This is a genomic window from Pseudomonas sp. MWU12-2319 (assembly GCF_023242525.1).
GTDB classification, from domain to species: Bacteria; Pseudomonadota; Gammaproteobacteria; order Pseudomonadales; family Pseudomonadaceae; genus Aquipseudomonas; species Aquipseudomonas gingeri_D.
Genome location: NZ_JALJES010000004.1, coordinates 212,794 through 225,789, shown reverse-complemented (window position 1 = coordinate 225,789; position 12,996 = coordinate 212,794). Strand labels below are relative to the sequence as shown.

At 63.3% G+C, this 12,996-nt stretch carries 12 protein-coding genes; 7 read left to right on the top strand and 5 right to left on the bottom strand.

The genetic code is table 11. The annotated features are described in order from the left end of the window. Window positions 1–4: 4 nt before the first annotated feature. Window positions 5–2,227, top strand: coding sequence for a polyphosphate kinase 1 (gene ppk1, locus M5C01_RS08615; protein WP_152736717.1), 2,223 nt, complete (start codon window positions 5–7; stop codon window positions 2,225–2,227). Here the strand turns inward: ppk1 and ppx are convergent. Next, the gene (gene ppx / locus M5C01_RS08610; protein ID WP_152736718.1) at window positions 2,214–3,716 is read right to left on the bottom strand and encodes an exopolyphosphatase; all 1,503 of its coding nucleotides are present in this window, start codon (window positions 3,714–3,716) and stop codon (window positions 2,214–2,216) included. The two genes, ppk1 and ppx, sit on opposite strands and share 14 nt — an antisense overlap. A 424-nt stretch (window positions 3,717–4,140) precedes the next feature. Between ppx and M5C01_RS08605 the strand changes: the two genes are divergently transcribed. The 4 genes from M5C01_RS08605 to M5C01_RS08590 all read left to right on the top strand — a co-directional run bounded on the left by M5C01_RS08605 (window position 4,141) and on the right by M5C01_RS08590 (window position 8,682). Then, a complete protein-coding gene (locus tag M5C01_RS08605; protein WP_103496075.1) occupies window positions 4,141–4,794 on the top strand; it encodes a DUF1120 domain-containing protein in 654 nt (217 codons plus the stop codon). A gap of 129 nt (window positions 4,795–4,923) precedes the next feature. Then, window positions 4,924–5,628: a fimbria/pilus chaperone family protein gene (locus M5C01_RS08600; RefSeq protein WP_103496109.1), complete on the top strand. Its 705-nt coding sequence runs from the start codon at window positions 4,924–4,926 to the stop codon at window positions 5,626–5,628. Window position 5,629: 1 nt separating this feature from the next. Then, window positions 5,630–8,134, top strand: coding sequence for a fimbria/pilus outer membrane usher protein (locus tag M5C01_RS08595; protein WP_248764296.1), 2,505 nt, complete (start codon window positions 5,630–5,632; stop codon window positions 8,132–8,134). Next, window positions 8,131–8,682 carry a hypothetical protein gene (locus M5C01_RS08590; protein WP_248764295.1) on the top strand — a complete coding sequence of 184 codons (552 nt, stop codon included), beginning with the start codon at window positions 8,131–8,133 and terminating at the stop codon, window positions 8,680–8,682. The genes M5C01_RS08595 and M5C01_RS08590 overlap by 4 nt, the downstream gene beginning before the upstream one ends. Before the next feature lie 4 nt (window positions 8,683–8,686). Here the strand turns inward: M5C01_RS08590 and M5C01_RS08585 are convergent, their stop codons facing one another. Genes M5C01_RS08585 through M5C01_RS08570 form a run of 4 tightly spaced genes read right to left on the bottom strand, consistent with a single transcriptional unit; the run spans window position 8,687 to window position 11,533 of the window. Further along, window positions 8,687–9,424, bottom strand: coding sequence for an amino acid ABC transporter ATP-binding protein (locus M5C01_RS08585; RefSeq protein WP_152736720.1), 738 nt, complete (start codon window positions 9,422–9,424; stop codon window positions 8,687–8,689). Then, window positions 9,411–10,061, bottom strand: a complete 651-nt coding sequence (locus tag M5C01_RS08580) for an amino acid ABC transporter permease (protein ID WP_177101013.1) — start codon at window positions 10,059–10,061, stop codon at window positions 9,411–9,413. The genes M5C01_RS08585 and M5C01_RS08580 overlap by 14 nt, the downstream gene beginning before the upstream one ends. After that, window positions 10,058–10,723 carry an amino acid ABC transporter permease gene (locus M5C01_RS08575; protein ID WP_100942099.1) on the bottom strand — a complete coding sequence of 222 codons (666 nt, stop codon included), beginning with the start codon at window positions 10,721–10,723 and terminating at the stop codon, window positions 10,058–10,060. The genes M5C01_RS08580 and M5C01_RS08575 overlap by 4 nt, the downstream gene beginning before the upstream one ends. A 24-nt stretch (window positions 10,724–10,747) precedes the next feature. Next, window positions 10,748–11,533 (bottom strand): transporter substrate-binding domain-containing protein, encoded by a 786-nt coding sequence (locus M5C01_RS08570; protein ID WP_100942098.1) that lies wholly within the window; start codon window positions 11,531–11,533, stop codon window positions 10,748–10,750. A 250-nt stretch (window positions 11,534–11,783) separates the two neighbouring features. Here M5C01_RS08570 and M5C01_RS08565 point away from each other — a divergent pair, with 250 nt between their 5' ends. Both M5C01_RS08565 and trxA read left to right on the top strand, forming a co-directional pair. Continuing rightward, complete coding sequence (locus M5C01_RS08565; protein ID WP_103496081.1) at window positions 11,784–12,485, top strand: FadR/GntR family transcriptional regulator; 702 nt, start codon at window positions 11,784–11,786, stop codon at window positions 12,483–12,485. Window positions 12,486–12,634: 149 nt separating this feature from the next. Beyond that, window positions 12,635–12,964 (top strand): thioredoxin TrxA, encoded by a 330-nt coding sequence (gene trxA / locus M5C01_RS08560; RefSeq protein ID WP_152736721.1) that lies wholly within the window; start codon window positions 12,635–12,637, stop codon window positions 12,962–12,964. The last annotated feature ends 32 nt before the right edge of the window (window positions 12,965–12,996 follow it).

Sequence of the window (12,996 nt, the reverse complement as noted above, 5' to 3'; positions counted from 1 at the left end):
CTCGATGAATACCGAAGGACTCAGCGAAGTTGAAGTAAAAGACGCTCAAGCGGTGGTCGAGCCGATCGTCGAAACCCCGCCGGAGCTGGAACCCGCGCCGGTGGTGGTCGAAGCCCCCCATGTGGCGGTGCCGTCGGCGGTGGTGATTCCGAGCCTGGATGACAGCAGCCTGTATATCCACCGTGAGCTGTCGCAGCTGCAGTTCAACATCCGCGTGCTGGAGCAGGCGCTGGACGAGTCCTATCCGCTGCTGGAACGCCTCAAGTTCCTGCTGATCTTCTCCAGCAACCTGGATGAGTTCTTCGAAATCCGTGTCGCCGGGCTGAAGAAGCAGATCACCTTCGCCCGCGAACAGGCCGGCGCCGACGGCCTGCAGCCGCACCAGGCCCTGGCGCGGATCAGCGAGCTGGTGCACGGGCATGTCGATCGCCAGTACGCGATCCTCAACGACATCCTGTTGCCGGAGCTGGAAAAACATCAGGTCCGCTTTATCCGCCGCCGCTACTGGACCACCAAGCTCAAGACTTGGGTCCGTCGTTATTTCCGTGACGAGATCGCACCGATCATCACCCCGATCGGCCTCGATCCGACGCACCCGTTCCCGTTGCTGGTGAACAAGAGCCTGAACTTTATCGTCGAGCTCGAAGGTATCGACGCCTTCGGTCGCGATTCGGGCCTGGCGATCATCCCGGCGCCGCGCCTGCTGCCGAGGATCATCAAGGTACCCGAAGACGTGGGTGGGCCTGGCGATAACTATGTATTCCTGTCGTCGATGATCCACGCACACGCCGACGACCTGTTCCAGGGCATGAAGGTCAAGGGCTGCTACCAGTTCCGCCTGACCCGCAACGCCGACCTGGCGCTGGATTCCGAAGACGTCGAAGACCTGGCCCGCGCCCTGCGCGGCGAGCTGTTCTCGCGCCGCTACGGTGACGCCGTGCGCCTGGAAGTGGCCGATACCTGCCCGAAACACCTGTCGGACTACCTGCTCAAGCAGTTCAACCTGAACGAGAGCGAGCTGTACCAGGTCAACGGTCCGGTGAACCTGACACGGCTGTTCAGCATCACTGGCCTGGACAGTCATCCGGAGCTGCAATACACACCGTTCACTCCGCAGATCCCGAAACTGCTGCAGAACAGCGAGAATATTTTCAGCGTGATCAGCAAGCAGGACATCCTGCTGCTGCACCCGTTCGAATCCTTCACCCCGGTGGTCGACCTGCTGCGCCAGGCGGCCAAGGACCCGCACGTCCTGGCCGTGCGCCAGACCCTGTACCGCAGCGGCGCCAACTCGGAAATCGTCGACGCCCTGGTGGACGCGGCGCGCAACGGCAAGGAAGTCACCGCGGTGATCGAGCTGCGGGCGCGCTTCGACGAAGAGTCCAACCTGCAACTGGCCAGCCGCCTGCAAGCGGCCGGTGCGGTGGTGATCTACGGCGTAGTCGGTTTCAAGACCCACGCCAAGATGATGCTGATCCTGCGTCGCGAGGCCGGCGAGATCGTCCGCTACGCGCACCTGGGCACCGGTAACTACCACGCTGGCAACGCCCGCCTGTATACCGACTACAGCTTGCTGACCTCCGACGACGCCCTGTGCGAAGACGTCGGCAAACTGTTCAGCCAGTTGATCGGCATGGGCAAGACGTTGCGCATGAAGAAGTTGTTGCACGCGCCGTTCACCCTGAAGAAGGGCATGCTCGACATGATTGCCCGGGAAACCCAGTTCGCCGTCGAGGGCAAGCCGGCGCACATCATCGCCAAGTTCAACTCGCTGACCGATCCGAAGATCATCCGCGCGTTGTACAAGGCCAGCCAGTGCGGCGTGCGTATCGATCTGGTGGTGCGCGGCATGTGCTGCCTGCGTCCGGGCATCGCCGGGGTCTCGCACAACATCCAGGTGCGCTCGATCATCGGTCGCTTCCTGGAACACACCCGGGTCTTCTACTTCCTCAACGGCGGCGAGGAGCAGATGTTCCTCTCCAGCGCCGACTGGATGGAGCGCAACCTCGACAAGCGTGTCGAGACCTGCTTCCCGGTCGAGGGCAAGAAGTTGATCCTGCGGGTCAAGAAAGAGCTGGAAAGTTATCTCACCGATAACACCCACAGCTGGAGCCTGCAGTCGGACGGTCGGTATATCCGCAACACGCCGACCGGCAACCAGAACGCCCGTAGCGCCCAGGCGACCTTGCTCGATCGCCTGAGCAACCCGCTCCTCAGCGTACGTTGAGGGTAATGCTGACTCGGGTCAGCCACTCCGCTTCCAGCGCGAAGTCGGCCTGAGTCAGCTGGTTCTGCTCCAGCCAGTCCTTGGGAAACACCACATCCAGGCTATCGCCGTCGGCACGCAAGGTGACCTGCGGCATTTCCTGGGTGCCACGGATGTGATGGAACAGGATCGCGAAGCGCAGCAGCACGCACAGGCGAATCAGCTTGATGCCTTCATCGCCGAACTCGGCAAACTTGTCCTTGGGAATATTGCGTCGGTGCCCGCGCACCAGCAGGGCGAGCATTTGCTGGTCTTCCCGGGAGAAGCCGGCCAGGTCCGAGTGCTCGATCAGGTAGGCGCCGTGCTTGTGGTACTGGTAGTGGGCGATGTCCAGGCCCACTTCATGGACCTTGGCGGCCCAGCCCAGCAGTTCGCGCCAGACCCCGTCAGCCAGCTCCCAGGCATCCGCCACCTGGTCGAAGGCGTGCAGCGCCTTGCGCTCGACCCGTGCCGCCTGTTCCAGGTCGACGTGGTAACGCTCCATCAGCGAGCTGAGGGTGCGTTCGCGCACGTCTTCGTGGTGATGGCGACCCAGCAGGTCGTAGAGCACGCCTTCGCGCAGGGCGCCGTCGCAGTGGTCCATGCGTTGCAGGTCGAGGGCGTCGAAGATCGCTTCGAGAATCGCCAGGCCGGCCGGGAAGATCGCCCGGCGGTCGGGCTTGATCCCTTCGAAATCGATTTTCTCGGCATCGCCGAGCTTGAACAGCTTGCGCTTGAGCCAGGCCAGCCCTTCGGCATTCACTTCGCCGCTGCCCTGGCCGCCGGCCTTGAGGGCCAGGCCGATGGCGCGGATGGTCCCGGAGGAGCCGATGGCCTCATCCCAGGTCAGGCGGTGCAGGGCGTGCTCGATGCTCATGATTTCCAGGCGCGCCGCCGTGTAGGCCTGGGCGTAGCGGGCCGGGGTGATCTTGCCGTCGCGGAAATAGCGCTGGGTGTAGCTGACGCAACCCATTTGCAGGCTTTCGCGCAGCAGCGGCTCGAAGCGCTGGCCGATGATGAATTCGGTACTGCCGCCGCCGATATCGGCCACCAGGCGCTTGCCCGGGGTGTCGGCGAGGGTGTGGGACACACCGAGGTAAATCAGGCGGGCCTCTTCACGGCCGGAAATGACTTCCACCGGGTGACCGAGGATTTCCTCGGCGCGGCGGATGAATTCGCCGCGGTTGCGGGCTTCGCGCAGGGCGTTGGTACCGACGATGCGCACGGCGCCCAGGGGCATGCCGTTGATCAACTGGGCAAAGCGCTTCAGGCAGTCGAGCCCGCGCTGCATGGATTCTTCGGTGAGCTGACGGTCCTCGTCGATACCGGCCGCCAGCTGAACCTTCTCGCCGAGGCGCTCCAGGATCCGGATCTCTCCGTTCTGGGCCTTGGCCACGACCATATGGAAGCTGTTGGAGCCCAGGTCGATGGCAGCGATCAGGGACAGATTCTTGGCTTGGGAATGCGGCATGGTTGAAGGATCTCGGTCGATAACCTCGCCATCGTGCCACGATCAGGCCCGGACGCCAACGTAGGACGCCTGTGAGCATCAGGCCTGGGGCTTGCAGCGAGGGGGTTGGAAAATCATTACTTCAATTTTCCTACATAAATATTTCATATTGATGACTTGGGTCATGACTTGTGACGACAGCGATATTTATTAAAGTTGGCGGTGTTTGTCTATCCGTCGTACCAAGAGCGTGGCCGCTTCCGGTTTTCTTGTCAGGTGCCAGCGTGGAAACTAGCGGCCGGCGATTATGCCGGGGTGTTAATTATTTATCGGACTGCAGTCGGGAGGCCTAAGCGCTGACTCTTTTTCGGGTGTGAACCTGGATTGAATTCTGCAGTTCTGAATAACAAGCATCTGCTTACACTTGATAATAGGGAGTAGGAAAATGAAGTTGGTATCTGGATGGACGCTCGGTGCTCTGTTGGCTGTACTGGGGGTCAATGCCAACGCGGCGGACTTGTTGGTGAAGGGGACCATCGTCCCGGCCAGTTGCACACTGAGCCTGCACAATGGTGGTGTGGTCGATTTCGGGAAAATCCGTGCCGCTGAACTGAGCGCCAATGCCTATACGCGCCTGCAGCCCAGGGGCGTGCCTTTTACGGTCAATTGCGACGGCGGCACCCGGGTGGGGGTGAAGACGCTCGACAACCGCTCCAGCAGCAAGGTCCCGGGCATCCTGCAGGCGGCCCTCGGCCCGGGCTATAACGATGCCTACAACTACGGCCTGGGGACCACGGCGGTCGGTCAACGGGTCGGCGGCTATGCCCTGAGCGTGAAGGATTCCGTGGCGGATTTCCCGCTGGTCAACACCATTGTCTCGACCAATAACGGTTTGAACTGGAGCCGTGGCAACGGTGCCTTGGGCCAGTATCAGAACATCATGTCCTGGAGCGGCTTCTTCGCTACTCATCCGGCGTCGGTACAGCGGGTCAGCGGTACCCTGGAAGTTCAGCCGGTGATCAATAAGACCTCCGAATTGGATGTCACCCAGGAGCTGTATCTGGATGGCTTGGCCACGTTGGAACTGCGTTATCTCTAACTTTCGTTGATGTCAGTAATCAGGCTGCCGGCACAGGACTCTGTGCCGGCACTCTCTTTCTATGTCTGTTGAATAATAAAAATAGATTCGCAAGGAGCGTATTGCTTGAAAGTTGTGCCTCTTATGCCGATGTTCAGTTCATTGTCTATCGGTGTGCTGTTCTTTTTCCTGGGCGTGTTCTGGAGCGCCGCCCGTGCCGATGGCATGCAGCCGGAAACCACGGTGGTGATCCTCTATGAAGAGGAGGGGGAAGCCAGTATCCAGATCAAGAACACCGACAGCGGTCCGGCCTTGCTGCATTCGGCTGTCGAATCGATTCCCGAGGATCTTGAGTCGCTGGTGGTGATCACGCCCCCCGTGACCCGGGTCGACGCCGGCGAGACCCAATTGGTGCGGTTTCTCAGCGCCAACGGCGAGCCACTCAAGACCCAGCGCCTGAAACGCGTCACCTTCGAAGGTATTCCCCAGCGCAAAACCGGGCCCGGCGCTACCGTCGGCGTCACTCTGCGCCAGAACCTGCCACTGATCCTGCATCCCAAGGGACTGGCCCGGCATCCGGCGCCCTGGAAGGAACTGACCTGGCACCTGGAGAAGTCCCGGCTGGTGGTGCGCAATGACAGTCCCTATGTGGTGCGCCTGTCGCCGGAACTGGAACTCAACCCGCACAAGGTCAGCGTGATGCTGAGTCGCGATTATGTCCTTCCGGGGGAGACGCTGGCGGTGGAAATAGACACGACTCAGCCCACGGCCACCTCGGTCACGCTGCAGCCGGCGACTGTCTATGGTTTTGCCGTGGCCCGTCACGAAGCGCCCATTCTGCTCGAGGCGCTGTGACGTGGGATCCCTAGGCAAGCCGGCCCCTGTCTCGAGGCTGGCGAAGGTACTGGCGCCGCGCCGGGGCCTGGTGAGCGGGCTGGGCGTCGCGGTCTTGCTGGGACTGGGCGAGCCGGTCGCCGCCGAGAAAAAGGACGATGCGGCTGACGCGGAGTTTGACCTGTCGGTGCTTTCCGAGCGCGGTCTCGATCCACAGGTGGCCGACTATTTCCGCTCGGCGCCGCGCTTTCGTGAAGGAGCGCAGCGGGTGACGCTGGAACTCAACGGCAAGCGCCTGGGGCTGGCGGAGCTGCGTTTCGACCGGGACGGCGAGTTGTGTTTCACCTCCGGGTTGCTGGACAAGGCCGGCTTGAAGAGGCCCGACGTTGGCGCGGATGCCGATGAGGACGCCTGTCATGCCTTTGTGCGTGAGTACCCGCAGACCCAGGTCATCCTGCGACCCAACAGCGAGGAGGTTGTCCTGCTGGTGCCGACCCAGGCCCTGCGCGGACCGGAGCTCGACAGCGGGGTCTACGCCCGTGGCGGCACGGCCGGACTGCTCAACTACGAGGTGCTGGGTTTCGATACGCGCTCGCGCCAGGGCGGCGGGCGTTTCTTCTCGGCGACCACCGAGGCCGGGTTCAATGCCGGCGACTGGATTGTCCGTAGCCGTCAGTTGCACGTCTCCAATGACGGGCAAGAGCAGACCGAGCATCTGTATGCCTATGCGCAGCGGGACTTCCGACCGTGGCAGACGACCTTCCAGGCTGGCCAGATCAACAGTGCCGGGCCGGTGTTTGCTGGGGTCCGGCTTTCCGGTGTGCAATTCATGCCCGATGGCGCGCAACGAGGCCAGGCCGGGCGCGGTGTCCTGGTCGAGGGGGTGGCCTTCGACGCGTCGCGGGTCGAGGTTCGCCAGTCCGGGGCTTTGATCCATACCAGCCTGGTGCCGCAAGGCCCGTTCAGCCTGGGCGGCTTGCCGTTGCTCAATGGCACCAGTGACCTGGAGGTCAGGGTGATCGGCCAATCCGGCAGCGAGCGCCGCTTTGTCGTGCCGGCCGCATCCTTTCCGGGCGCCACGGCGGTCCAGCCCGGCTACTACATGGCCCTGGGGCGACTGCGCGGCGCCACCGGTCGCGGCGAAGAGCCGCCCTTGCTCGCCACCGGCAGCGGCACCTGGGGACTGGGCGAGGCCACGTCATTCAGCGCCGGGCTGCTGGGCAGCGATGACTACCGTGCCAGCGGCTGGGCGCTCGACAGCCGCCTCTGGCAGCAGGTCGGTGTCGGCCTGCGCAACAGCCTGTCCCATGACACCCGGCGTTCGCTGGCGGGGAGCCAGAACAGCCTGTCGTTGAACAGTCCGTTGGGGGCGGGTGTCGACCTGGACCTCAGTGCCACCCTGCGCAGTGCCGGCTATCGCGATCTGCTGCAAATCGGCGAGGTGGGGCTGGCGGACGATCCCGGCTCACGCTTCAAGCACCAGTACACCGCCGCGCTGGGCTGGTCGGCCCCGCAACTAGGTGGTTTCAGCCTCGGTTACTCGCGCAGTGTGATGTTCGACGGGAGCTTGTCCCGGCGTCTGCACGGCACCTGGAGCAAGAGCTACCGCTACGCCAGCCTGAGCCTCAGCGTGGATTCCGACGTCGGTTCGGGCGGCGACCGCCATGCCGTCGACTCGGGCCTGGGGCTGCGGTTGGGGGTCAGTGTCCCGCTGGGCGGCGACCGGCGCATCAGCAGCTACCTCAATCGCCGTGGCGAGCGCCTCGATATCGGCGGCGACTACCGCGAGCGGGTCAACGATACCCTCAGCTATGACCTGGGGCTGGAACAGGACCTCAAGGGCGACCGGCAGATCACCCGGGGCAACCTGAACCTGATGCCGCGTTACACCCAGGTCGGCCTGGGGGTGACACGCAGCGACTCCAGCAGTAGCTACAGCGGACATTTGTCCGGAGGCCTTGCGCTGCACGAGGGCGGCCTGACGTTCTCGCCCTACGCGATCCAGGAGACCTTTGGCGTGGTCTCGGTGGGCGATCTTTCCGGCGCCCGGATCACCACGCCCCAGGGGCCGGTCTGGACCGACTTCAGCGGCCAGGCGGTGGTCGCCGGTCTGCCGGCCTACCGCAGCAGCCAGTTGGAAGTCGACACCCGCTCGTTGCCACGGCGGATCGACCTGCGCAACGGAACAAAAAGCCTTGAAGCCGGGCGCGGCTCATTCAATCGGGTGGATTTCGCGGTGGTGAAGGTTCGACGGCTGCTGCTCAAGGTCACTGATGAAAACGCCGAGCCGTTGCCCCAGGGCGCCTCGGTGTTCAGTGAAGACAAGGCCTTCCTGACCACGGTGGTCGGCGGCGGCATGATTTTTCTGAGCGATGTCGAGGCCGGCCAGCGGCTCACGATCAGGCGGGCGGATCACACGGCCTGCACGCTGCCGGTCGAAATACCCGAATCCGCGGACAGCGATCGGCTTTATGAAACGGCCACGGCGGTTTGCCGGGCAAGTCAACCCTATGGAAGACCTCTATGAACTCTCGTGTCCGCGTGGTTTTACGACGTTGTTGCGTCGCGCTTGTCCTGTTTTCAGCCCCCGTCGGGGCCAATGACTGCACGCTGTCGCTGAGCCAGTCGCAGATAGAACTGGGTGCACTGCGCCCGGGAGCTTTGGTAGTGGCGCCCGGCCAGCCTGACCTGTTCCTCGGGACCCGGCGGCTGAGCCTGAATATTGCCTGTCCCTGGCCGACCTCGATGGTGTTGCGGTTCGATGGGCCGGCCGCGGGGCCGCAGGCCTTCCGTTTTGATCGCCAGGGGCGTTTCACGGTCGGCCTGAGCAATGCCCGGCTCGACGGCAAGCCGGTGAGCCTGGCCTCGGCGCAGCGTCCGGCCGAGGCCTCTGCCAGCCACCTGATGGCGCCGGGCCAGAGCCTGGTGGTGCTGGCCCGGGACCTGCCGGCCAAGGGGCGGTTTTTCTCGGCGCAGGTCGAGATCGACACGCACCTGCCGGTCAGCGCGACCCGGGTACGCGACGAGACGTCGGTCGAAGGTCGCGGACGTTTCGAACTGCTGCCGGGCGAATAACCATTCAGGCCGGCTGTTCCACGCTGCCGATAAAATTCGCCAGCTCCGGCGTCTGCGGATGGGCGAAGAGGATCTTGGGATCGCCCATTTCATGCACCTTGCCCTGGTGCATGAACACCAGCTTGTCGCCGACTTCCCGGGCGAAGCGCATTTCGTGGGTGACCATGATCAGGGTCATGCCCTCCTTCGCCAACTGGCGGACCACGCTGAGCACTTCATTGACCAGTTCCGGGTCCAGGGCCGAGGTGATCTCGTCGCACAGCAAGACCTTGGGCGACATCGCCAGGGCCCGGGCAATCGCCACGCGTTGTTGCTGGCCGCCGGAGAGACGATCCGGGAAGGCGTCGAACTTTTCCCCCAGGCCGACCCGTTCGAGCATCTGCCGCGCCAGCTCGGCGGCCTTGGCCTTGGGCATTTTCTGCACCACCTGGGGGGCGAGCATGACGTTTTCGCCGACGCTCAGGTGCGGGAACAGGTTGAACTGCTGGAACACCATGCCGACCGTTTGCCGCAGGCTGCGCAAATCGGCGCGGGCGGCGTCCAGGTAGTGACCGTCGACCTCGATCACCCCGTCGTTGATCGACTCCAGGCCGTTGAGGGTGCGCAGCAGGGTGCTTTTGCCCGAGCCGCTGCGACCGATGATCGCCACCACCTGGCCTTCCTCGACGCTGAGATCGATGCCTTTGAGCACGTGGTGATCGCCGTAATACTTATGCAGGGCAGAAACTCTAAGAAGCGGCATGCAGTCTCCTTTCCAGGTAGCGCGCACTGAGGGACAGGGGGTAGCACAGGGCGAAATATCCGAGGGCTACCAGGCCATAGATCGTGAAGGGTTCGAAGGTGGCGTTGGCGAGCATGCCGCCGGTCTTGGTCAGTTCGGTGAAACCGATGATCGAGGTCACGGCGGTGCCCTTGATCACCTGCACCGAAAACCCCACGGTCGGCGCCACGGCAATGCGCAAGGCCTGCGGCAGGATCACATGGCGCAGTTGTTCATACGGGGTGAGCGCCAGGCTCGCCGAGGCCTCCCACTGGCCGCCCGGAATCGACTCGACGCAGCCGCGCCAGATCTCCGCCAGGTAGGCGCTGGTGAACAGCGTCAGGGCGATGGCCGCCGCCAGCCAGGGCGAGATGTCCACTCCGAGCAAGGCCACGCCGAAAAACACCATGAACAGTTGCATCAGCAGCGGGGTGCCCTGGAACAGCTCGATATAGGCCCGGGCGAAACCCCGGGCAAAGCCGTTGTCGCTGATGCGCAGGACCATCACCAGCAGCCCGATCAGTCCGCCGCCGACAAAGGCCGTCAGTGACAGGGCGACGGTCCATTGCAGGCCCGCCAGCAGATTGTTGAGGATGTCCCAGAAGGTGAAATCCATCAGCGGTTCCTCGCGATATAGCGGCGTCCCAGCCAGTTCAGCAACTGGCGGATCAGCAACGCCATGACCAGGTAGATCAGGGTGGTCAGGGTGTAGGTTTCAAAGGCGCGGAAGTTGCGTGACTGGATGAAGTTGGCGGCGAAGCTCAGCTCCTCGGTGGCGATCTGCGAGCAGACCGCCGAGCCGAGCATGACAATGATGATCTGGCTGCTCAGGGCCGGCCAGACCTTGCCCAGCGCCGGTAGCAGGACCACATGGCGAAAGGCTTCGAAGCGGGTCATGGCCAGCGCCGCGGCGGCTTCCAGTTGTCCGCGCGGGATCGCCTGGATACCGGCACGGATAATCTCCGTGGAATAGGCGCCGAGGTTGATCACCATCGCCAGTACCGCCGCCTGCCACTCGGAAATCTGCAGGCCGAGGGATGGCAGGCCGAAGAAAATGAAAAACAGCTGCACCAGGAACGGCGTGTTGCGGATCAACTCGACGTAGACGCCGAAGATCGCCGCGAAGGGGCGGATCTGCCAGGCCCTGACCACCGCCCCGACAATGCCCAGGCTGACCCCGAGCAAGGTGCCGATGGCGGTCAGCTCCAGGGTGAACAGGGCGCCGCGCAACAGCAGGTCGGCGTTGTGCAGCACCGGCAGGAAGTCGAACTGATAAGCCATGGGGCGGACCTCAGGCGAGCGCGATCAGAGATCGGCCGGAAGCGGTTGCTTGAGCCACAACTGGGCGTTCTTCTCCAGGCTGCCGTCGGCCTTGGCCGTGGCGAGGATCTGGTTCACTTTTTCCAGCAGCGCCGGTTCGTTCTTGTTCACGCCGACGTAGACCGGCGAGTCCTTGAGCTTGACCTTCAGCGCCGGAATGCGTTTCGGGTTGCGTTCGGCGATGGCGACCATCACCACGTTGCCGCTGGCGATCAGGTCGACCTGCTTGGCCAGGTACGCGGCGATAGTGGTGTTGTTGTCCTCGAAGCGCTTGATGGTCACGCCTTCGGGGGCCACGGCGGTCAGCTCGATGTCCTCGATGGCGCCTCGTGTGACGCTGATGGTCTTGCCCTTGAGATCGGCCAGGCCGTTGATCGGCGCGTCCGGCGGACCGAACACCGCGAGATAGAAGGGCGCATAGGCCCGGGAAAAGTCGATGACCTTCTCCCGCTCCGGGTTCTTGCCGAGGCTGGAAATCACCAGGTCGACCTTGCCGGTGGTGAGGAACGGAATGCGGTTGGTGCTGTTGACCGGGGTCAGTTCCAGCTTGACCTTGAGTTGTTCGGCCAGCAGCTTCGCGGTGTCGATGTCCAGGCCGCGGGGTTTCATGTCCGGGCCCACCGAGCCGAACGGCGGGAAGTCCTGGGGCACGGCGACCTTGAGGGTGCCACGGGCGATAATGTCGTCCAGGCCATTGGCGTGGGCGGGGGCCTGGCTCAGCATCAGGCTGGCCAGCAAGGCAGTGAGCAGGGCGCTGCGGCGTTTGGTCATGGCAACTCTCCGAATCCAGAAGGCGATCTCTGTCCGGGGCAGTGCACAGCCCATGCCACACTTACCTCAAGCCGTGCCCCCGCTGCTGTGGCAGGGTTTTCATGGTCTTACTGGTCTGAACAGTTGCGGGGCTTTCGCACCCTTATCGAGCATGGGTTCGCGGCGTTGAACCAGCGCTGGGCGTGACTTGCCGGATCTTGCCAATAGCTTTACAACTAGCGCTTTCCCGGACTGACAGCTGAAAAAAACGATGAATTCGATCTCCCGCGCCGTCCCGGAAGTGGCGCTGCAAGCTATTCGCAAACTGATTGCCGACGAGGGTTTCGGCCCGGGGGACGTGCTGCCTTCGCAGCGCGACCTGGCACTGCGCCTGGGGGTGAGCCGGGCGTCGCTGCGCGAGGCATTGTCGTCCCTGAGTGCCCTGGGAGTGATCAGCGTGCAACCGGGCAAGGGCGTCTTCGTCCAGGCGCCGGTGGAGTTGGCGCCTGCGGCCGGTGGCCTGGCCTGGCCGTTCGCGGCCCAGGCCTCGGCGGAGGATATCTTCCAGTTGCGCTATGCCCTGGAGGGTTTTGCCGCCGGCCTGGCGGCGGTGACCTTGACCGCCGATGAGCTGGATGCCTTGCAGGACAACGTCGAGGCCTTGCGGCTGGAGCTCAAGGCCGGGGATTTCGAGGCGGCCGCGCGGCTGGATTTCGATTTTCACCGACGCATCCTGCTGGCCAGCGGTAACCAGGCCATGGCCAGTATCCTCAGCGCCAGCGCCGAGCTGTTCCTGGAAAGCCAGAAGTTGCCGTTCATCCGTGCGGAGCGGGCCATGGAAACCTGGCAGGAGCACCGCAAGATCCTCCGCGCCCTGGCGCGTCGCGCCTCGGGGCCGGCACAAAAGGCGATGCAGGAACATGTGCGCAATGCCGCCCTGCGCACCGGTATTGCCTTCGTCACGCCCGGCTGACCGTTGGTATTTGTGTGCGGGGGCCGTATTGGCTATACCCAAACTGATCATTTGTCATAGTTAGACTCAATCAACTGCGGCTTCCTGTACGTAGGAAGGACGGCTATGATGGGCAACGTTTTTTTTGGCTTACAAATCCGGAGACTTCCATGAGCAGCGATCTGATCAAACACGTTAGCGACGCTAGCTTCGACGCTGATGTACTCAAGGCCGAGGGCGCTGTACTGGTCGACTACTGGGCTGAATGGTGCGGTCCCTGCAAGATGATCGCCCCTGTGCTGGACGAAGTTGCCGAGACCTACAAAGGCAAGCTGACTATCGCCAAGCTGAACATCGATGAACACCAGGAAACCCCGGCCAAGCACGGCGTGCGTGGTATCCCGACCCTGATGCTGTTCAAGAACGGCGAGATTGCCGCGACCAAGGTCGGCGCACTGTCCAAGTCGCAACTGACCGCGTTCCTCGACGCTCACCTGTAAGGTCGGCATCGGCAAAAAAGGCCCCGCAAATA